This window comes from Glycomyces sp. NPDC046736 (assembly GCF_040645615.1).
Lineage (GTDB): Bacteria > Actinomycetota > Actinomycetes > Mycobacteriales > Micromonosporaceae > Glycomyces.
This window is the reverse complement of sequence record NZ_JBEYYO010000007.1, coordinates 111699-132692: the sequence shown is the minus strand read 5'-3', so window position 1 is coordinate 132692 and position 20994 is coordinate 111699. Positions and strand designations below refer to the sequence as shown.

15 protein-coding genes are annotated in these 20994 nt (G+C 69.0%); 8 read left to right on the top strand and 7 right to left on the bottom strand.

Annotation, left to right across the window (positions count from 1 at the left end; genetic code table 11):
* Positions 1–337: 337 nt before the first annotated feature.
* Entirely contained in the window at positions 338–3193 is a 2856-nt protein-coding gene (locus AB0B28_RS09640) for a vitamin B12-dependent ribonucleotide reductase (protein ID WP_360119053.1), read from the bottom strand.
* A gap of 74 nt (positions 3194–3267) precedes the next feature.
* Positions 3268–3735 (bottom strand): transcriptional regulator NrdR, encoded by a 468-nt coding sequence (gene nrdR, locus AB0B28_RS09635; RefSeq protein WP_360119051.1) that lies wholly within the window; start codon positions 3733–3735, stop codon positions 3268–3270.
* A 391-nt stretch (positions 3736–4126) separates the two neighbouring features.
* Here nrdR and lexA point away from each other — a divergent pair, with 391 nt between their 5' ends.
* Complete coding sequence (gene lexA / locus AB0B28_RS09630; protein ID WP_360119049.1) at positions 4127–4783, top strand: transcriptional repressor LexA; 657 nt, start codon at positions 4127–4129, stop codon at positions 4781–4783.
* A 77-nt stretch (positions 4784–4860) separates the two neighbouring features.
* Here the strand turns inward: lexA and AB0B28_RS09625 are convergent, their stop codons facing one another.
* Positions 4861–6690: a hypothetical protein gene (locus AB0B28_RS09625; protein ID WP_360119047.1), complete on the bottom strand. Its 1830-nt coding sequence runs from the start codon at positions 6688–6690 to the stop codon at positions 4861–4863.
* Positions 6691–6761: 71 nt separating this feature from the next.
* The gene (gene hflX / locus AB0B28_RS09620; RefSeq protein ID WP_360119045.1) at positions 6762–8177 is read right to left on the bottom strand and encodes a GTPase HflX; all 1416 of its coding nucleotides are present in this window, start codon (positions 8175–8177) and stop codon (positions 6762–6764) included.
* 189 nt (positions 8178–8366) lie between these two features.
* Between hflX and AB0B28_RS09615 the strand changes: the two genes are divergently transcribed.
* Complete coding sequence (locus AB0B28_RS09615) at positions 8367–9755, top strand: NAD-dependent malic enzyme (protein WP_360119043.1); 1389 nt, start codon at positions 8367–8369, stop codon at positions 9753–9755.
* Positions 9756–9810: 55 nt separating this feature from the next.
* On the opposite strand, the gene dapF is transcribed toward AB0B28_RS09615, so the two are convergent.
* A complete protein-coding gene (dapF, locus tag AB0B28_RS09610) occupies positions 9811–10593 on the bottom strand; it encodes a diaminopimelate epimerase (protein ID WP_360119155.1) in 783 nt (260 codons plus the stop codon).
* 50 nt (positions 10594–10643) lie between these two features.
* Here dapF and AB0B28_RS09605 point away from each other — a divergent pair, with 50 nt between their 5' ends.
* On the top strand, positions 10644–11750 hold the full coding sequence (locus tag AB0B28_RS09605) for a nicotinate-nucleotide--dimethylbenzimidazole phosphoribosyltransferase (protein ID WP_360119041.1): 1107 nt from the start codon (positions 10644–10646) through the stop codon (positions 11748–11750).
* Here the strand turns inward: AB0B28_RS09605 and AB0B28_RS09600 are convergent.
* Both AB0B28_RS09600 and AB0B28_RS09595 read right to left on the bottom strand, forming a co-directional pair.
* On the bottom strand, positions 11747–12292 hold the full coding sequence (locus AB0B28_RS09600; RefSeq protein ID WP_360119039.1) for a hypothetical protein: 546 nt from the start codon (positions 12290–12292) through the stop codon (positions 11747–11749). The genes AB0B28_RS09605 and AB0B28_RS09600 overlap by 4 nt on opposite strands.
* A 174-nt stretch (positions 12293–12466) precedes the next feature.
* Positions 12467–14893, bottom strand: coding sequence for a glycoside hydrolase family 2 TIM barrel-domain containing protein (locus tag AB0B28_RS09595; protein ID WP_360119037.1), 2427 nt, complete (start codon positions 14891–14893; stop codon positions 12467–12469).
* 616 nt (positions 14894–15509) lie between these two features.
* On the opposite strand from AB0B28_RS09595, the gene AB0B28_RS09590 reads away from it, so the two are divergent.
* The 5 genes from AB0B28_RS09590 (at position 15510) to AB0B28_RS09570 (ending at position 20908) form a co-directional block, all read left to right on the top strand.
* Positions 15510–17129, top strand: coding sequence for an ABC transporter substrate-binding protein (locus AB0B28_RS09590; RefSeq protein WP_360119035.1), 1620 nt, complete (start codon positions 15510–15512; stop codon positions 17127–17129).
* 66 nt (positions 17130–17195) lie between these two features.
* Positions 17196–18191 (top strand): ABC transporter permease, encoded by a 996-nt coding sequence (locus AB0B28_RS09585; RefSeq protein ID WP_360119033.1) that lies wholly within the window; start codon positions 17196–17198, stop codon positions 18189–18191.
* Positions 18188–19069, top strand: a complete 882-nt coding sequence (locus AB0B28_RS09580) for an ABC transporter permease (protein ID WP_360119031.1) — start codon at positions 18188–18190, stop codon at positions 19067–19069. The genes AB0B28_RS09585 and AB0B28_RS09580 overlap by 4 nt, the downstream gene beginning before the upstream one ends.
* Positions 19069–20022 carry an ABC transporter ATP-binding protein gene (locus AB0B28_RS09575; protein WP_360119029.1) on the top strand — a complete coding sequence of 318 codons (954 nt, stop codon included), beginning with the start codon at positions 19069–19071 and terminating at the stop codon, positions 20020–20022. The genes AB0B28_RS09580 and AB0B28_RS09575 overlap by 1 nt, the downstream gene beginning before the upstream one ends.
* 1 nt (position 20023) lies before the next feature.
* Positions 20024–20908: an ATP-binding cassette domain-containing protein gene (locus AB0B28_RS09570; protein ID WP_360119027.1), complete on the top strand. Its 885-nt coding sequence runs from the start codon at positions 20024–20026 to the stop codon at positions 20906–20908.
* Positions 20909–20994 lie beyond the last annotated feature (86 nt).

Sequence of the window (20994 nt, the reverse complement as noted above, 5' to 3'; positions counted from 1 at the left end):
CCCGCTCTCACCTCGTCGTCGCCGCCGCCCGAACCCCAACCCCGGACTCCCCGAGACCCGCCGACAACCCCACCCAACCCCCACCCTGTTGTCGCCGCCGCCCAAACCCCAACCCCGGCCTCCCCGAGGGCCCACTGAGAGCCCCGCCCCACTCCCACCTCGTCGTCGCCGCCGCCCAAACCCCAACCCCGGCCTCCCCGAGGGCCCACTGAGAGCCCCGCCCCACTCCCACCTCGTCGTCGCCGCCGCCCGAACCCCAACCCCCACAACCGGACAACGAAAGCGGGACCGGGAGCTGGTTCGCTCCTGGCCCCGCTTTGGTTATTGCTGTGCGGGTTTAGCTGCAACCGCTGGTGGCGCCGCAGCCTTCGCAGGCGTAGCAGGAGCCCGCCGGGCGCATCTTGGTGCCGCAGTTCATGCAGAGCGGAGCGTCCGCGCTGCGGGTCTGGGCCGAGTTGAGGATGTCGAGGCGCTTGGGCTCGGCCTTGGCCTGCTCGGACTGGGCGCGGTCGGTCACGGCCTCGCTGACCTCGATCGGGGCGGAGGCGCGGAGGGCCTCCAGGTCGACCTCGGGCTGGGAGACCTTGGACGGGTCTTCGCCGTTGAGCTCGGCGGTGCGCTCGGCCGTGGTGAGGATGCCGATCGCGGCGCGTTCCTCGTAAGGCAGGTAGTCGAGCGCCAGACGCCGGAAGATGTAGTCGACCAGCGAAGACGCCATCCGGATGTCCGGGTCGTCGGTCATCCCCGCGGGCTCGAAGCGCATGTTGGTGAACTTCTCGACGTACTTCTCCAGCGGCACCCCGTACTGGAGCGCGATCGAGATCGACACCGACAGCGCGTCCATGACGCCGGCGAGGGTCGAGCCCTGCTTGGACATCTTCAAGAAGACCTCGCCGAGCCCGTCGTCGGGGTAGGACGAGGAGGTCATGTAGCCCTCCGCGCCGCCCACCGAGAACGAGATCGTCTGGCTCGGGCGCTTCTTGGGAAGCTTGCGCCGCACCGGAGTGTGAGCCTCGACGGTGGCGATGGCCTGCTCCACTGCGGCCTCGACCGCCTGCTCGACCTCCTTCTTCTTGGCCGAGAGCGGCTGGCCCACCTTGCAGTTGTCGCGGTAGACCGCGAGGGCCTTGAGGCCGAGCTTCCAGCCCTGGAAGTAGATCTCCTCGAAGTCCTCGATCGTGGCCGACTCGGGCACGTTCACGGTCTTGGAGATCGCCCCGGACAGGAACGGCTGCACCGCGGCCATCATGTTGACGTGGCCCATCGGCGAGATCGCCCGCTCGCCCATCGCGCAGTCGAACACCGAGTAGTGGTCCTCGCTCAGGCCGGGCGCGCCCACGACGTGGCCGTGGTCGGCGATGTAGTCGACGATCGCGTCCCGCTCCTCGGGCTTGTAGCCCAAGCGGTCCAGCGCGTGCGGCACCGACTGGTTGACGATCTCCATCGAGCCGCCGCCGACGAGCTTCTTGTGCTTGACGAGCGCCAGGTCCGGCTCGATGCCGGTCGTGTCGCAGTCCATCATGAACGAGATCGTGCCCGTCGGCGCGAGCACGCTGGCCTGCGCGTTGCGCCAGCCGTTGAGCGCCCCGAGCTCGTTGCCGCGGGTCCATTCGGCCTTCGCGGCCTCCAGCACCGTGGCGTCCACATCGCCGAAGGTGGCCACGGCCTCGGCCGCGGCGGCGTGCTTGGCCATGACCCGCTGGTGCGGTTCGGCGTTGCGCTCGTACCCGGCGTAGGGGCCAACGGCCCCGGCGATCTCGGCCGAACGGCGGTAGGACACGCCGGTCATGAGCGCGGTGACCGCGGCGGCGAGGGCGCGGCCCTCCTCGGAGTCGTAGGCGTGGCCCGAGGTCATGAGCAGGGCGCCGAGGTTGGAGTACCCGATGCCGAGCTGGCGGTAGTCGCGGGTGGTCTGCCCGATCTTCTCGGTCGGGAAGTCCGCGAAGGAGATCGAGATCTCCATGGCCGTGATGACGAACTCGACGGTCTTGACGAAGCGGTCGACGTCGAACGAGCCGTCCTCGCCGAGGAACTTCATCAGGTTCAGGCTCGCCAGGTTGCACGAGGAGTCGTCGAGGCTCATGTACTCCGAACACGGGTTCGACGCGTAGATGCGGTCGGTGTTCGGGTTGGTGTGCCATGCGTTGATGACGTCGTCGTACTGGATGCCCGGGTCGGCGCACTCCCACGCGGCCTGCGCCATGCGGCGGAAGACCTCGCGGGCGTCGCGGCGGCCGATCTCCTCGCCGGTCAGGCGTGCGGTGAGCGCGTAGTCGGTGCCGTCCTCGACGGCCTTCATGAAGGTGTCGGAGACGCGGACCGAGTTGTTGGCGTTCTGGTACTGGACCGAGAACATGTCCTCGCCGCCGAGGTCGACGTCGAACCCGGCGTCGCGCAGGGCCCGGATCTTGTCCTCTTCGCGGGCCTTGGTGTCGATGAACGCCTCGATGTCGGGGTGCTCGACGTCGAGGACGACCATCTTGGCGGCCCGGCGGGTCGCGCCGCCGGACTTGATGGTGCCCGCCGAGGCGTCGGCCCCGCGCATGAAGCTGATCGGGCCCGAGGCGTTGCCGCCCGAGGAGAGGAGCTCGGCCGAGGAGCGGATCTTGGAGAGGTTGATCCCGGCGCCCGAGCCGCCCTTGAAGATCATGCCCTCTTCCTTGTACCAGTCGAGGATCGACTCCATGGTGTCGTCCACGCTGAGGATGAAGCAGGCCGAGACCTGCTGCGGCGCGGCGGTGCCGACGTTGAACCAGACCGGGGAGTTGAAGCTGAAGTACTGGTGGAGCAGCAGCCAGGTGAGCTCGTCGGCGAAGATCTGGGCGTCCTCGGCGGTGGCGAAGTAGCCGTACTTCTCCCCCGCGAGGTGGTAGGCCTGCACGACGCGGTCGATGACCTGCTTGAGGCCGGTCTCGCGCTGCGGGGTGCCCACGGCGCCGCGGAAGTACTTCGAGGTCACGATCTGGGTGGCGTTCTGGCTCCAGAACTCCGGGAACTCCACGCCGCGCTGCTCGAAGTTGATCGAGCCGTCGCGCCAGTTGGTCATCACGACGTCGCGCGACTCCCATTTGACTTCGTCGTACGGGTGGACGCCGTCGGTGGTGAAGACGCGCTCCACCTTGAGGCCCTTGGCCTGCGGACGGTTCGCGATGGTCTTGGCGGCGCCTGTGGCGGCCTTGGTGGTCTTCGGCATGTCTCGCCCCTGTCTGCTCATGCCTGGTCGTGCGGGAATCGTACTGGTGTTCTACGGCGTGTGCCGTGCGGCGTTCATTGCCCGGCGTCCCGGGCGGCGTGCTCTTCGCGCAGCTGCGCGATGGCGGCCTCGAAGTCCTCGAGCGACTCGAAACCGCGGTAGACGCTGGCGAAGCGCAGGTAGGCGACCTCGTCGAGCTGGCGCAGCGGCCCGAGGATGGCCAGGCCGACCTCGTTGCTGTTGACCTCGGCCACGCCCCTGGAGCGGATCTCGTCCTCGACCGCCTGCGCCAGTTTCGCCACGTCGTCGGCGTTGACCGGGCGGCCCTGGCAGGCCTTGAGGACGCCGCTGGCGACCTTGCTGCGACTGAAGGGTTCGGTCGCGCCGCTTCGCTTGACGATGGCCAGGATGGACTCCTCGACCGTGGTGAAGCGCTTCTCGCACTCCTGGCAGACCCTGCGGCGGCGGATGAGCTTGCCGTCGTCGGCGTCGCGCGAGTCGACCACGCGGCTGTCGGGATGGCGACAGTAAGGGCAACGCATCGCTAGTCTCCTTCTAGTGCCATCGTCTCTTCAGGTCCGGCGGCGCCTCAGCCGGTGTCGGGATGCCGCACCTTGGGACAGTCTGCCGGTACCCGTACCGAGCGGCACACAAACCCCAACACCTAGTGAGAGACGATACAACAAACCACAAGATCTAGTGCAAGGATAGCGCAGCGCGATTCGCCGTGATCATGGAGGAGTTCGGGGGCGGGCTCCAGTGAACCACCTTGCGGCGGAGTATCGTTCACCCGTACGGGTGAACCTGCGGCGAAACACATTCCGACCAGCGCGGCGACACGCCGACGTCGCACGAATGTTTGACTTGACACCGCACCTGAGTTACATTGTCGGAATCAGACATACCGTCCCATTTGTCTTACAGGAGCCTCCTGTGGCCAGCGAGACCACCACAGCCCGAGCGAAAACGCGCAAGTTGACGCGTCGGCAGCAGCAAGTCCTCGAGTACATCGAGGAGTTCATCAACAACAAGGGGTACCCGCCCAGCGTCCGCGAGATCGGCGCGGAGGTCGGGCTCGCCTCGGCCTCGTCGGTGGCCTACCAAATGAAGCAGCTCGAACGCAAGGGCTACCTCAACCGCCTGGCCGGTCGGCCGCGTGCGGTGGGGGTGCGCCAGTCCACGCCGGGCGGGGTCCAGACCTGCTCGCAGCACCCGCGGCCGCGGTACGTGCCGATGGTCGGCGAGATCGCCGCCGGGCAGCCGATCCTGGCCGAGGAGCGCGATTACGACGTCATGCCGCTGCCCGCGGAGTTCGTGGGCGAGGGCGTGCACTTCCTGCTGCGCGTCAAGGGCGACTCGATGGTCGAAGCGGCCATCACCGACGGCGACTGGGTGGTCGTGCGCCAGCAGCCCGACGCGCTCAACGGCGAGATCGTGGCCGCTATGATCGACGGCGAGGCCACCGTGAAGACCTGGAAGCGCAAGAACGGGAAGCCGTGGCTTCTCCCGGCCAACGCCCTGTACGACCCGATCGACGCCAGCCAGGCCGAGATCCTCGGCCGAGTCGTGGCCGTCCTCCGGAAGATTTGAGCGTTCCGCTCCGAAACGTCGCGGTGCCCGGGGCGCGAGCCCCGGCTACTCCCCCGTCGTAGTTCGAACCCCGCGGCTCAGCGTCCCCGGCCGTACGTGGATCCCCCGTAGGTGGAACCGCCGCCGTTGGCGCCGTAGGTCGAACCGTTGTTCCTCGGGCCGTTTCCCCGCGGGCCGTTCCCGGGCGGACCCCAATAGCCTTCGTCGGATTCAGGGGGCCGTCCCGCATTCGCGGGGCGGTCGGCGAAGCCCTGGCCCGAACCGCCGCCGTAGACCGCGCCGCCCGCGGGGCGGGCGCCGTAGACGTTGCCGGTGGGTTCGGGGCGGGAACCGTGGTTGTTCGCGGCGCCGCCGGGCTCGGGCCGGACGGTGAAGAACTGGCCGGAGCCGTTGTCGTAGACGCTGCCGTGGCCGCCGCCTTCGAACGCGCCGTACTGGGGTTCCTCGCGGGCCGCGCCGTAGACGCCGCCTTGGGGAGGCGGTGGGGCCATGTCGCGGCGGGGGCCGCCGTAGACACCGCCGCCGACCGGTTCGGCCGGGCGGGCGCCGTAGACGTTCCCGGCGGGCTCGGGGCGGGCGCCGCCGTAGACGTTGCCGGTGCGTTCGGGCTGCGCGCCGTAGACGTTCCCGGTGGGCTCGGGGCGGGCGCCGCCGTAGACGTTGCCGCGGGCGACCTGGCCGAGGTCGGGGTCCGGTTGGCCGGACTCGATGCCGAGGTCGATCGGGTCGTCGTCGCGGGGCATGAACGGTTCGTCGTCGCGCCCGAAGGCCGGTTCCTCGGCGGCGAAGCCGAGTTCGTCGGACTCCTCGTCGGCGACGGCCGCCGCATGGGCCTTGCGGTGCTTGCGGATCACCACGATGCCCATGACCATCGTGAACATGCCGAGGATCGCGATCCCGGCCAGGATCTTGATGATGGTGTCGAAGCCCAGGCCCAGGATGCGGTCGAGCAGGCTCGGGCCGGCCTTCTCGGCTGCCTGGGTCTCCTCGTCGCTCGCGGGGGCGTCGTCGGCCGGGGCCGGGGCGGCGGGGGCGTAGGAGGTGATGGTGCCGTATGTTCCGTCGTCGCCGCCGGTGGCCGAGAGGACGTGGAAGTTGCCTTCGGCGTCGTAGGCGACGTCCTGCGCGGTGCCTTCGGCGGTGATCGGGGTGACCGTGGGGGCGGTGCCGGTGATCGCGGCGACCACGTCGCCGCCTTCGACCGTCCACTCGTAGACGGCGTTCTCGGTGCGCAGGGCGATCTTGGTGGCGTCGGCGTTCAGGGCCGCGCCGGTGACCGAACCGCCTTCGGAGAGCTCGGCGGTGCCGACCTCTTCGAGGGGGGTGTCGTACTCCTGGTTCGCGACGCTGGTGGAGAAGAGGGTGGACTTGCCGTTCTCGGAGGTGAAGAACAGGGGGTGCTTCCCCTCACCGGGAAGCAGGATGAACGACTCGACCTCTTTGGAGGAGCCGGGGAAGACGTACCGCCAGAAGGCGCTGTTGCCGAGGTCGCCCAGGTCGAGCTGGTTGAGGGTGATCCAGTCGCGGTCGGTCGCGCCGCCGATGTCGCCGACCCAGAGGTACTGGCCGCCTTGGGAATCGAAGAACAGCCCCTGCGGGTCCAGCGGCTGGTGCTCGATCCACGCCTCGTCGTCGCGGCGGGCGGAGCAGTCCTCGCCGACCCGGTCGACCGAGAGCGTGGTGTCCTGGCCGTTCCGGGAGGAGACGATCCACCAGCCGTCGTCACCGGCGGAGGTGATCCCGGCGGGGCTCTGCACGTCGTGCAGATTGCACAGCACGGTGCCACCGCCGGACTCCTCGTCCTGGGCATGCACAGGGGACGCGGTCGCTGCCAGGGCGAGCACACCTACGACCCCGGCGACGACCCGCGCGGGCAGGGCCAATCGGCCCACACGGCGCTCTCGCATCACGCAAGTGTTCCAGAACACGCCGTGTAGGCGGCGGGACCCCCATGAGACATGTTCAGGACCACTGCCATTCAGTCGGTTTCCAGGACGAACGCTCGCAATTCACCGGCCAATGCCTCGTCGACGCGGGCGGTGATCACGGTGCCGTCACCTCGGTGCTCGGTCGTCAGGACCTCGCCGCGCGAACGCAGGCGCGAGACCAGGTCGCCGCGGACGTAGGGCACGCACACGGTGAGCGTGACGCTGGCCTGCGGGAGCGCCTGCTCGATGGCGGCGCGCAGCTTGTCGATGCCCTCGCCCGAGTGCGCGGAGACGAACACCGCGTCGGGCCAGTCCGAGCGCAGCTGGAGCAGGTCGTCCGGGTCGATCAGGTCGAGCTTGTTGACCACGATCAGCTCGGGGATCTCCTCGGCGCCGACCTCGGCGAGCACCTCGCGCACCGCTTCGGCCTGGCCGAGCGGGTCGGGGTGGGCGCCGTCGATGACGTGGACGATGAGATCGGCCTCGGCGACCTCCTCCAGGGTCGAGCGGAACGCCTCCACCAGCGCGTGCGGGAGGTGGCGGACGAACCCGACCGTGTCGGTGACGGTGTACTCGCGGCCCTCGGCGGTGCGCGAGCGCCGCGTCGAGGTGTCGAGGGTGGCGAACAGGGCGTCCTGGACCAGGATGCCCGCGCCGGTGAGGGCGTTGAGCAGGCTCGACTTGCCCGCGTTCGTGTACCCGGCGATCGCGACCCCGGGGACGCGGTTGCGGGTGCGCGAGTCGCGCTTGGTCTCGCGGGTGACGGTGAGCTTGGCGAGGTCGCGGCGGAGCTTGGCGACCTTCGCGCGGATGCGGCGGCGGTCGGTCTCCAGCTTGGTCTCACCGGGGCCCCTCAGGCCCACGCCGCCGTTGGAACCGCCCTGGCGGCTCATGGCGTCGCCCCAGCCGCGCAGGCGCGGCAGCAGGTACTGGAGCTGCGCGAGCTCGACTTGGGCCTTGCCTTCGGAGCTCTTGGCGTGCTGGGCGAAGATGTCGAGGATCAGCGCGGTGCGGTCGATGACCTTGACGTTGATGGCCTTCTCCAGCGCGATGAGCTGGCCCGGCGAGAGCTCGCCGTCGGCGATCACTGTGTCGGCGCCGAGCGCTTCGACGGTCTCCTTGACCTCTTTGACCTTGCCGGAGCCGATGAAGGTCCCCGCGTCGGGCTTGCTGCGGCGCTGGATGAGGCCGTCGACGACCTCGGAACCGGCGGTCTCGGCCAGCTGCGCGAGCTCGGCGAGCGAGTTCTCGGCGTCGCCGATCGTGCCTTCGGTCCACACGCCGACCAGGACCACGCGCTCCAGGCGGAGGCGGCGGTACTCGGCGTCGGTGACGTCTTCGAGTTCGGTGGAGGCGACCCCGGCCACGCGCCGCAGCGCCTGGCGGGCCTCCAGGTCGAGCTCCCCGGTCGAGGGGGAGCCGGCGGACGGGAAGTCCTCGTGGGTGTCAATGTGTTCTCGGTGCATTGCCTCAAGCTTGACACGCGCAGGTGACAACCGCGAACCGATATTGACGGGCTTCACCATGGCGGCTCCGCGCTCCAGTGGCGCACCCGATTCCCAGACCCCGGGACGAGCGGACCCCGGGCGGGCGGTGGCATTATTGGCGACATCCCACAACGCGTCTTCAACGAAGTCGACAAATCGAGGAGCAGCATGAGTGCAGCGCGTCTACCCAGCGCCGGGTTCTCCATCACGGTGCGACTGGCCCTGTCGGCCGACCCGGGCGCGGCCGGACGCCTCGCCACCGTGGTCGGTCAGGCGGGCGCGATCGTGACCGCACTCGACGTCGTGGGCTCCGACAACAAGCGCATGACCGTCGACCTCACCTGCGACACCTCCGACGCCGCGCACGCCGAGCAGGTCACGAACATCCTCGAGGCGATGCCCGACTTCGACGTGAAGAAGGTCTCGGACCGGACCTTCCTCATGCACCTCGGCGGCAAGATCGAGGTCACCCCGAAGGTGCCGCTGCGCAACCGCGACGACCTGTCCATGGCGTACACCCCCGGCGTGGCCCGCGTGTGCATGGCGATCGCCGAGAACCCCGACGACGCCAGGCGGCTGACGATCAAGCGCAACACCGTCGCGGTCGTCACCGACGGCTCGGCCGTGCTGGGCCTGGGCAACATCGGGCCCGCCGCGGCGATGCCGGTCATGGAGGGCAAGGCGGCGCTGTTCAAGAAGTTCGGCGACGTGGACGCGTGGCCGGTGTGCCTGGACACGCAGGACACCGACGAGATCGTGGACATCGTGGCGGCGCTCGCGCCCACGTACGGCGGGATCAATCTCGAGGACATCGCCGCGCCGCGCTGCTTCGAGATCGAGGCGCGGCTGCGCGAACGGCTCGACATCCCGGTGTTCCACGACGACCAGCACGGCACCGCGATCGTGGTGCTCGCCGCGCTCACGAACGCGCTGCGGGTGGTCGGCAAGGACTTCGCCGACGTGCGGGCGACCGTGGTCGGCTGCGGCGCGGCCGGGACGGCGATCATGCGGCTGCTGGAGAAGGCCGGGATCGGCGACATCATCCCCGTCGACCGCGACGGGGCGCTGCACTCCAAGCTCGACTGCGACAACGAGACCTGGAAGTGGCTCGGCGAGCACTTCAACAAGCACGACTACTCCGGGGACCTGGCCGGCGCGGTCGAGGGCTCGGACGTGTTCATCGGGGTGAGCGCGCCGAACATCCTCAAGGGCTCCGACGTGGCGAAGATGGCCAAGGACCCGATCGTCTTCGCGCTGGCCAACCCGGACCCGGAGATCAGCCCGACCGAGGCGGCGCGGTACGCGGCGATCGTGGCGACCGGGCGTTCGGACCAGCCGAACCAGATCAACAACGTGCTCGCGTTCCCGGGCGTGTTCCGGGGGCTCCTGGACGCGCAGGCGCGAGGCTGGAACGACGACGCGGCGGTGGCCGCGGCGACCGCGATCGCCGACTGCGTCGGCTCCGAGAAGGTCAACGCCACCTACATCGTGCCGAGCGTGTTCGACCCGAACGTGGCCCCGGCGGTGGCGGCAGCGGTGAAGCAGGTCATGCGCTGAGCGAGGCGAAAGCGAGCGGGCCCCGACGCGAATGCGTCGGGGCCCTTTCTTTCGGTTAGAGGCGGAAGGTGCCTTCTGCGACGATCACTGCCGGGCCCGCGAGAAACAGCGTCTCGTCGGTGACCGTGACGGTGAGGGTGCCGCCGGGGACGTCGACTCGGCAGGTGCCGGTGTCCTGGCCCGCGTGGCGCAGGGCCACCGCGCCGACCGCGCAGGCGCCGGTGCCGCAGGAGGCGGTCTCGCCCACGCCCCTTTCGTGGACGCGCATGCGCACGTGAGGCGCGGAGCCGGTCACGAACTCGACGTTGACGCCCTCGGGGAAGACGGTCGTGTCGTAGCGCGGCTGGTGGAACAGCTCCAGGTGTTCGAGCTCGGTCTCGTCGCCGAGCTGGACCACCAGGTGCGGGTTGCCCATCGAGACGGCCTGGCCGGGCCACTCGAAACCGTCGAGCGAGGCTTGCGAAGCGGGCCCGAACTCGGCCGGGCCCATGTCGACGCGCAGCTCGTCGCCCTCGACGTGCACGGTCTTGATGCCACCGCGCGTGGCGAGCGGCACGACCGGGCCCTCGGCGAGGCCCTGCTCCAGGAGGTAGCGCACGAAGACGCGCACGCCGTTGCCGCACATCTCGGCGATCGAGCCGTCGGCGTTGCGGTAGTCCATGAAATAGGCCGCGGCCGGGTCCTCGGAGGGCACCACGCGCAGCAGGCCGTCGCCGCCGATGCCGAAGCGGCGGTCGCACAGGGCCGCCACCTGGGCGTCCTTCAGCGGAAGGGCGTCCTCCAGGTCGGGGACGATCACGAAGTCGTTGCCGGTGCCGTGGCCCTTGGCGAACTCGATGGTGGTCACTTGGCAATTGTGCCCCACCGCTCTCGCGCTAGCCTTGTGCCGTGACACAGACGACCGACGCCGGGCCCCTCGCCGACCTGAAAGCGAAGTTCCCCAACGGAGTGTGGACGACCCGCGCGAACGCGCGGCTCCAGGACGCGCTCATCGAAGGCGCCGGCCTCGGCAGGCTCGGCGCCGCCGTCGGCTGGGCCGCCCGCATGCAGGCCACCGACGCCCCGATCCCGTTCACGTCCCCGCGGATGCTCCTGTTCGCCGGGGAGTACCCCGCCGGCTGGGACTCCGGCGACTACGCCCCGGTCCAGGCGCAGGCCGCGGCCCTCGAACGCGGCGAGGGCACGCTCGCCGAGCAGGCCTCGCGGTCCTCGCTGCCGGTCACGGTGGTCCGCACCGGAGCGAGCACCGGGGTCGAAGGCCCGCTGCTGGACGAGACCGAACTCGACGCGGCGCTGCGACTGGGCCGAGAGAGCGCCGACAGCGCGATCGACGCGGGCGCGGACCTGCTGCTGGTGTCGGGCATCGGCGCGGGCGCGTCCACCGCGGCGGTCGGGGTGTGCGCGTACATCGCCAAGGAGGACATCACCTCCTACCTCCCGCAGCTGCACGCCCCGGGCGGCTCGGTGTTCGACTCGGCTTGGATGGGCCGGATCTCCGCGCTGCGCGACCACGTGGCGTTCAACCGCGGCTTCAAGCGCACCCCCGAAGCGCTCGTGTCGCGCCTGGGCGGGGCCGCGATCGGCGCGATGGCCGCGGCGATCTTCACCGCCGCGGTGCGCTCGACCGCGATGCTCATCGACGGCCCGGCGGCCGTGGCGGCCATGATGATCGCCCGCGACTTCGGCCTGGCCTCCCCCAAGTGGTGCTACGCGCCCAACCGGTCCCAGCACCCGGTGGTCGTCAAGCTCGGCAAGCAGGGCGGCCTGGCCGACGACCTCGGACTCGACCTCGACCTGCCCGACGCGGCCGCGCTGCCAATCGGATACGAACTGGTGCAGCAGGGTCTGCGGGCCGCGCAGACGTTCCCGATGCCGGTGAAGGACGAGCCGAAGGAGCCCGCGGAGGAGCCGTCCGAAGTAACCAGTCCCGAAGTGACCAGCCCCGAGGCGAGCGAGGCCGCGCTCGAAGCGGCCGAACCGACCGACCCGGCTTAGACCGGCGGCGAGCAGGCCTGGACGGTGAACCACACTGCCGTCGCGATCGTCACCGCGCCGAGGACCCTCGCATAGGTCTGGTACCCGCGCCGATACGTCACGACCGCCAGCGCCGCGGGCGCGAGGACGGCGGCCGCTCCGGCCACGGTGAGTTTCAGCGTGGCGGCGGTGCGGTCGACGTCGGAGAGCGGCTCGGGCGAGTTGGTGTGGGCGATGGTCGAGGCGATGGCGTCGAGCAGGAGGCCCGGCGGGACGCAGAACCAGATGACCACGAGCAGGTACCAGGCGGGCCGGTAGCGCTTGCCGGGCGGGCTGAGGGCGACGCCGGCGGCGAGCATGGCGACCGGTCCGCCGAGGAGCACGGGCACGAAGAGCTGGTGGGTCTGGGCGATGAGTTCGGCGGGCCCGCAGTCTCCGCTCGCGCAGGCGGTGCCCGCGTCGGCGGCCATCCACACGATCGCGGCGGCCCACAGGAGGGCGGTCGCGGGGAGGATCAGCGCGCGCGGGGTGCGGGTCCGCGGGGCGGTCGGAGAGTCGGGCACCCTTCGATTTTATTGCCGGGGTACGACATTCCGGGACCCCCGAACGGGTCGTTTTCGCTTGTGGGAGAAGGAGACGCGCGGAAGGAGGGCCTCCCGCGCGTCTGCTGTCGGATATCGGTCTCTGTCAGTCTTCGGTCGCTGTTGCCGGTGGTCGCGCGTCGCTGTCGGTCACCGTCAGTCGTTGATGGAACGCAGCACCGGCTTGCTGGTGAGCGCGGCGGCCAGTTCGGGGTCGGCGGCAATGGTGGCGCTGGTGACGGTGATGGTGGCCTGCTCTCCGGGGAGGAGGGTCAGGAGCGCCTTGTCGACGAGGGCGTCGGGGTCGAGCCGGTCGGCGAACAGGCACAGGTCGCGCAGGACGGTTTCGGCGGTGACGGTCACCGAGACCTGGTCGCCGTCCACGGTGGTCTCGGAGGTGAACCGGGCCTGGGGCCAGTCCATGTCCTTGTCCTCCTTGGTGAACCAGGTCGCGCGGGGGATGTCGTCGCGGCCGGTGACGAGGAATTCGCCGTCGGAGGGCAGGGTCTGGGGGTCGAGGCCGAGGACGGCGGTGTCGCGCGGGTCGATCTCGAGTTTGACGAGCGCGCGGCCGAGGATGCGGCCTTGCTCGTCGCACTTCCAGAATCCGATGACGCCTTCCCAGGCCTCGGCCGAGTCGTTGACGACCACGAGGTCGAGGCCGTCGCCGCTGGGTTGGAAGGTGGCGATGCGGTCTTCGAAGACGTCACGCAGCGCGTACCAGAGGGGCTTGCGGCGCTCTTCGCCGTCGACGGCGGCCCAGGAGGTGACGGGCCAGCAGTCGTTGAGTTGCCACACGATCGCGCCGGAGCAGTAGGGCTGGAGCGAGCGGAAGTACTCGATGCCGAGCTTGATGGCGCGGGCCTGGTTGACCTGGGTGTAGTAGAGCCAGTCGTCGAAGTCGCGCACCGGCGGGAGGTGCGCGTCGAGGCCGCGCTGGAGTTTGGCCTGGCCGTCGTCGGCCTTCTGGTGCCACAGCATCGCGGGCGAGGCGGCTTCGAGCGGTTCGTCGGTGACCATGCGGCGCACGGTGGCCCAGGTGGGCGGGGCCTGGTAGCCGAACTCGGCCACGAAGCGGGGTTTCCAGTCGCGGTAGCGGCTGTAGTCGATCTCGTTCCACACGTCCCAGATGTGGACGGAGGCGTGGGCCTGCTCGTTGGGGTGGAGGTCGCGGTCGCCTGAGTAGGGGCTGCCGGGCCAGTAGGGGCGGGTGCCGTCGACTTCGGCGGTGAGTTTGGGGAGGAGGTCGAGGTAGTAGCCGGCGCCCCAGGTGCGGTCTTCGAGGCGGGACTGCCAGTTCCAGTCGTGCCAGCCCCAGAGGTTCTCGTTGTTGCCCGTCCAGGTGACCAGGCTGGGGTGGGGGGCGAGGCGGGCGAGGTTGTCGCGGGCTTCGGCCTCCACTTCGGACCAGAAGGGTTCCTCTTCGGGGTAGGCCGCGCACGCGAAGGCGAAGTCCTGGCCGACCAGGAGGCCCATCTCGTCGCACAGGTCGTAGAAGTCCTGGGACTCGTAGACGCCGCCACCCCATACGCGCACGAAGTTGATCCCGGCCTCGACGGCCTGGGTGAGGCGGCGTTTGAGGCGGTCGCGGTCGATGCGGCTGAACAGGGCCTCGTCGGGGATCCAGTTGACGCCCTTGACCCACACGACTTCGCCGTTGATCTTGAGGTTGTAGGGGCGGCCGTGCTCGTCGGGCTCGGTGTCGAGCTCGACGGTGCGGAAGCCGACGCGCCCGGTCCAGGCGTCGAGGTCCTCGCCGCCGGAGCGGACGGTGACGGTGGCGGGGTAGAGCGGCTGGTCGCCGCGGTCGTGCGGGTGCCAGCGCTCGGCTTGGGGCACTTCGACGCGGATGGTAGCGGTGGTGGTCCCGGCGGGGACGGTGAGGGTGGTGCGGTGGCCGCCCGCGTCGCAGGCGAGTTCGAGTTCGGTGTCGGCGGCGGTCTGGAGGCGCACGTCGAATGCGACGGTGCCGGTGTCGCCTTCGATGGTCGTGCGCGGCACGACTTCGTCGAGGCGGGCGGTGTTCCAGGTTTCGAGGCGCACGTCGCGCCAGATGCCGGCCCCGGCGAGATTGGGGCCCCAGTCCCAGCCGAAGTTGCAGGCGGCCTTGCGGATGAAGTTGCCGGGTTCGTCGTAGGCGTTGGGGCGATCGCCCAGGCGCTCGCGCTGGGCTTCGGCGTAGGTGTACGGCGAGGTGAAGGCCACTTCGAGTTCGTTGGCGCCGTTTCGGATCGCGGGAGCGGCGTCGAAGCGGTAGCGGCGGTGCATGTTGGCGCTCTCGCCGATGACGGTGCCGTTGAGGCTGACGCGGGCGACGGTGTCGAGGCCGTCGAAGGCGAGGTCGATGCCGTCGGCGTCGGTGCCGTCCCAGTCGAATTCGGTGCGGAAGGTCCAGTCGGTGCGGCCGATCCAGGCGAGGCGCTGCTCGGCGTCGTCGAGGTAGGGGTCGGCGACGAGGCCGGCGGCGAGCAGGTCGGCCAGGACCTCGCCGGGGACGGCGGCGGGCACGTCCAGGGCCGGGACCGGGGTGCCGGGGGCTCCCGTGACCGTCCAGTTCTCGTGCAGCGTTCGCTTGGCGCTCAAAGGGACTCCTCTGCCTTGATCGGTGGTCGCGGCCGGTTCGGGACGCCTGCGCCGCGGTGCCAACTATGCCTGGGGCTCGCCAGGGGCGGGGTGCCGGACCTTGCAAAGTGAGAAGAGCGTTCCCACGGAGCGCGTCCGGTTTGAGAACTTAACCGTGTAAGTGGGCCTGAACATATAGGCCGAAGCGTCGTTCGTCAATATCGCCTCGCAGTCTTGACCAAATTGAAATCACATATGTCCATAGGTTGTGACCTGCCGAGGGACAGAAGCACTGGTAGACGCGGTTGTGGTGGCGTAGTCTGAGACCTCAGGTTTCAACCTGGTTTCAAGGTGGGTTTTCAGGCCGAGATCTCCTGTTCCCACAACCGGCACTTGACAGACAAGATTTCTCGTGATTCAGTGCCATCACTGACCCGGTTAACATGCCGGTGGTCACATCATCTCGTCCCTCCTCGTCGTCCCGGCCGGGTTCAGCCGGACGTCGGCCATCCCTCGAACCGAAGCGGAGCACACCACAATGACCAGACGACGCACCCTTTTCACCATCGCGGCGGGATCGGCCGTCGCGGCCACCGCGGCCTGCAGCGACGACGGTGGGAGCGCTGACCCTGACGACATGTCGATGAACCAGTTCCCGCGCAACGAGACGCTCTACACCACCGGCACGGCCTGGAGCCCGCCCGCGGACTGGAACACCGTCACCCCCGGCGAGGCCACCGGCCTCAACGGCCTCGCCTACGAGACCCTCTTCCTGTTCGACCCGAACACCACCGAGTTCACCCCGTGGCTCGCCGAGTCCGGCGAATGGACCGAGGAGCTCGTCTACACGATCAAGCTGCGCTCGGGCGTCAAGTGGTCGGACGGCGAGACGCTCAGCGCCGACGACGTCAAGTACACGCTCGAACTCGGCCAGGTCGAAGCGGTGCCGTACCACAACATCTGGGACTGGACCTCCTCGGTCGAGGTCGTGGACGAGCTGACCGTCAAGGTGACCTTCACCGAAGCGCGCCACCAGGAGTGGAACAACTTCCTGTGGGCCGAGCAGATCCTCCCCGAGCACGTCTTCTCCAAGCTGTCCGAAGAGGAGATCCTCACCGGCGCCAACGAGGACCCGGTCGTCACTGGGCCCTACAAGCTCCACAGCTTCGACCAGGACCGCCTCGCGTGGGTCAAGCGCGACGACTGGTGGGCCACCGAGGCGCTCGGCCTCGAAGTGGCGCCGCGCTTCATCGTCGACATCGTCAACTCCTCCAACGAGGTCACCCTCAACCTCATGGCGCAGGGCGAGCTCGACATGTCCAACAACTTCCTGCCCGGCATCCAGGAGCTCATCGCCTCCAACCCGGACCTGAGCACCTACTACGCCGAAGCGCCGTACATGCTCTCGGCCAACACCGCGATGCTCATCCCCAACACCACGATCGAGCCGCTCGACGACCCCGAGTTCCGCCGCGCCATGGCCTTCGCGCTCGACTCGGCCAAGATCGTCGACTCGGTCTACTCAGGACTCGTGGCCGCGTCCAACCCGACCGGGCTCCTCCCGATGTGGGACAAGTACCTCGACCAGGCCGTGCTCGACGAGCACGGGTTCTCCTACGACGCGGCCCAGGCGAAGTCGATCCTCGCCGCGGCCGGGTACGAGGACGCCGACGGCGACGGCTTCGTCGAGACCAAGTCCGGCGAGCCGGTCGCGCTCAGCCTCGTGGTGCCCACCGGCTGGACCGACTGGGAGGAGGCCGCGCGCTCCATGGCCGCCGACCTGCGGGCCGCCGGCATCAACGTCACCGAGGAGTTCATCGACGCAGGCGCCGTGGACGACTCGCGCACCACCGGCGACTTCCAGCTCATGCTCAACAACTGGACCGGCACCAGCCACACCCCGTGGACGCACTTCCGGTACCTGTTCCAGCTGCCGGTCCTGGACACCCAGACCACCGCCAACTTCTCGCGCTGGACCAACGAAGAGGCCTGGACCCTCACCCAGGAGCTCGCCGCCACCGCCGCCGAGGACCCGCGCTACCAGGAGATCCTCTCCGAACTCCAGCGCCTGTCGCTGGTCGACATGCCCGCGATCCCGGTCTGGTACAACGGCGCCTGGTCGCAGGTCAACAACTCGGTGTGGACCAACTGGCCCTCCGAGGACGGCGACTCCCCCAAGGTCTTCCCCAGCGCCTGGAACAACATGTGGAACATGGGCTCGATCTACATGCTGACCGAACTCAAACTGGCCGGATAGCCTCCCCGAGGGCCGGCGCCGCGATGCGGACGCCGGCCCTCGGCCCGATCTTAGGAGTCTGGCCACATGGGCCGATACTTCCGCCGCAAGCTGCTCATCTACGGCCTGACGTTCGTCATCGCCGTCTCCATCAACTTCGCCGTCCCGCGCCTCATGCCCGGAGACCCCGTCTCGCGCATGCTGACCCGCAACTCGGTGTCCAATGTCGAGTCCTCCCAGGCGATGCGCGCCTACTTCGACAACGTCTTCGGCCTCGACGTGCCGATGTGGAAGCAGTACCTCAACTACTGGGCCGCGCTGTTCCAAGGCGACCTCGGCGTCAGCGTCTACGCCTTCCCCTCCCCGGTGTCCTCAGTGGTGCTCGACGCGCTGCCGTACACGCTCGCACTCCTGCTCCCCTCGATCCTGCTCAGCTGGGTCGTGGGCAACGCCCTGGGGGCCAAGGCCGCACGCAACAAATGGCTCGACAACGGCGTCCTGCCGGTCGGCTACGTGCTCACCGCCGTGCCCTACATGTGGCTCGCGATCCTCCTCGCCTGGGTCGCCGGCATCATCCTCGGCTGGTTCCCCGTCGCAGGCGGCTACAGCTTCGCGATGACGCCCAACCTGAGTTGGACGTTCTTCGTCGACCTCGTCATGCACTGGTTCCTGCCGTTCCTCTCGCTCTTCATCGTCGCCTTGGGCGGCTGGGCGATCGGCATGCGCAACCTCGTGATCTACGAGCTCGAATCGGACTACTCGAACTACCTCTCGGCACTCGGCGCACCGACCCGGCTCATCCGGCGCTACGCCTTCCGCAACGCGGTCCTGCCCCAAATCACCGGGTTGGCGCTCCAACTGGGCGTGGTGGTCGGCGGGGCCCTGGTCACCGAGGTCGTGTTCGCCTACCCCGGCCTGGGGAGCCTGCTCCTCAACGCCGTCACCAACCAGGACTTCTTCCTGCTCCAGGGCATCCTGCTGTTCATCGTGATCGGCGTGCTCCTGTTCAACTTCCTCGCCGACGTCGTGTACGTCCTGGTCGACCCCCGCACCCGCCTCGGACTCGAAGGAGGCCAGTCATGAGCGCCGAAGTCGTCATGGCCACCGAACCCCTCGGCCGCCGCAACGAGCACCTGTACTTCGCGCTGCGCAACCCCAAGGTCGCGGTCGGCATGTCCATCGTGCTCCTGTTCCTGCTGGTGGGACTCATCGGGCCGTTCTTCATGTCCGACAACCCGATGGAGTACGTGGGACCGAAGTCCCAGGCGCCGAACGGCGAATACTGGCTGGGGACCACCTACTTCGGACAGGACGTGTGGGTGCAGTTCGTCCACGGCCTGCGCTCCTCCTACCTCGTCGGCGCGCTCGGCGGCGGCATCGCGTTCGTGATCGGCCTGACCGTGGGCTTCACCGCCGGCTACCGCGGCGGCCTGGTCGACGAGCTCCTCAACATGATCACCAACGTGGTGCTCGTGCTCCCCGCGCTGGCCGTGCTCATCGTCATCAGCTCCTACCTGGAGGTGCGCGGCGTGGTCACGCAGGCGATCATCATCGGCGCGTTCTCGTGGCCGTGGGTCGCCAGAGCCGTTCGGGCCCAGACGTTCACGCTGCGCAACCGGGACTATGTGGACCTGGCCAGGCTCACCGGCAAGCGGGCCCCGCAGATCATCGTCCGCGAGATCATGCCGAACATGGCCTCCTACCTGCTCATGTCGATGATCCTGCTGTTCGGCGGCGCGATCCTGTTCGCCGCGATGCTCGACTTCATCGGCCTCGGGCCCACCAACGCGGTCTCGCTGGGCACCATGATGCAGCAGTCGATGGCGTGGAGCTCGCTCCACTTGGGAGCGTGGTGGTGGTTCGTACCGCCGGGCCTGGCGATCACCGCGATCGTGGGCGCGCTGTACATCACCAACGTCGGCCTGGACGAGGTCTTCAACCCGAAACTGAGGGAGATGTAATGACACTCGAAGTGGAGGACCTGCGGGTCCACTACCGCACCGTCAAAGGCGACGTGCGCGCCCTCGACGGGGTGTCGTTCTCGCTGGCCGACGGCGAGATCGTCGGCCTCGCAGGCGAATCCGGCTGCGGCAAGACCACCCTCGGCAAGAGCCTCATCCGCCTCGACGGCCGCATGCGGCACGTCGGCGGCACGGCCGTGCTCGACGGCGACGAACTGCCGATCGGCGACGACCGCGCCATGAACGCCCACCGCTGGAAGGGCGTCTCGATCATCCCGCAGTACTCGATGAGCGCGATGAACCCGACCCGCAAGATCGGCAAGATGACCGCCGAGCTCCTCAAGTCGCGCGGGAAGTCGTACCGCGCGTTGAAGGACGAGCTGGTGCGCCGCCTCGAACTGGTGGGGCTCTCGGAGAAGGTGCTCGACAACTACCCGATCGAGCTGTCCGGCGGCATGAAGCAGCGCGTGGTCATGGTCCTGTCGACCCTGTTGGACCCGAGCCTGCTCATCGCCGACGAGGTGACCTCGGCCCTTGACGTGACCAACCAGAAGGCCGTGGCCGAGACCCTCGTCAAGTTCCGCGACATGGGCTTCGTGAAGTCGATGATCGTGGTCACCCACGACCTCTCGCTGGTCTACCAGATCGCCGACACCATCATGGTCATGTACGCCGGGCGGATCGTGGAGAAGGCCCCGGCCGAGACGATCATCAAATCGCCCAAGCACCCCTACACCAAGGCGCTCATCGGGGCGCTGCCCGAAGTGGGGCTCGAATACGGCGACGAGCGGCTCAAGAGCATCCCCGGCAAGCCGCCGCACCTGCTCAACCCGCCCACCGGGTGCCGCTTCCGCGACCGGTGCCCCCTGGCCTCGGAGGAATGCGCCGAGGAGCCCCCGGTCGTGGCCGTCCAGGACGGCCACGAGGTCGCGTGCTGGAAGGCGGAGGTCTGACATGCTCGAACTCAAGAACGTGTGGAAGTCCTACCGGGTCGGCGCGCTCGGCTCCAAACGCCTGGTGGCCGTGCGGGACGTGAGCATCGACGTGGCCCCCGGCGAGGTGCTCTCGGTGGTGGGCGAGTCCGGCAGCGGCAAGACCACCATCGGGAAGATGGTGCTCCAGCTGACCTCGGTCACGCGCGGCTCGATCACGCTCGACGGCGTCGACGTGACCGCCAAGGGCCACGCGCAGCGCAAGGAGTACTACCGCAACGTCCAGGGCGTGTTCCAGGACCCGTTCTCCAGCTACAACCCGATCTTCAAGGCCGACAGGGTCTTCGAGACCGTGCGCGAGTCCTACTTCCCGCAGGTGGGGCGCCAGGAGTGGCGCGAGAAGCTCGAACGGGTCCTCCAGTCGGTACGGCTCGACCCCGGCTCGGTGCTGGGCAAGTACCCGCACCAGCTCTCCGGCGGGCAGCTCCAGCGCATGCTCATCGCCCGCGCGCTCCTGCTCGACATCAAGGTGCTGGTGGCCGACGAGATCATCTCGATGCTCGACGCCTCCACCCGCATCGACGTGCTCAACCTCCTGGCCGAACTGCGCGAGCAGGGCCTGGGCGTCCTGTTCGTCACCCACGACCTCTCGCTGGCGAACTACATCAGCGAGCGGGTCGTGATCATGCGCCACGGCGCGGTGGTCGAGATGGGCGAGACCGGGAAGGTCTTCTCAGACCCCCGCCACCCCTACTCGAGGAACCTCCTCGCCTCGGTGCCGCAGCTGCACCGCAAGTGGTCCGACGACCCGGTAGAGCCCGAGCCGCTCGAACCGGACGGCGACCGCGAGATCGACCCGCCCCCGCTCACCAAGGTCGGCGACGGCCACTGGGCGGCCACCGGATGACCCCCGCCGACGCCGGGGCGCACCCGCCCCGGCGTCGGCACCCTGCTCCGACGTACACACCGGCAGACAGCGAGGCAGGCCACCCC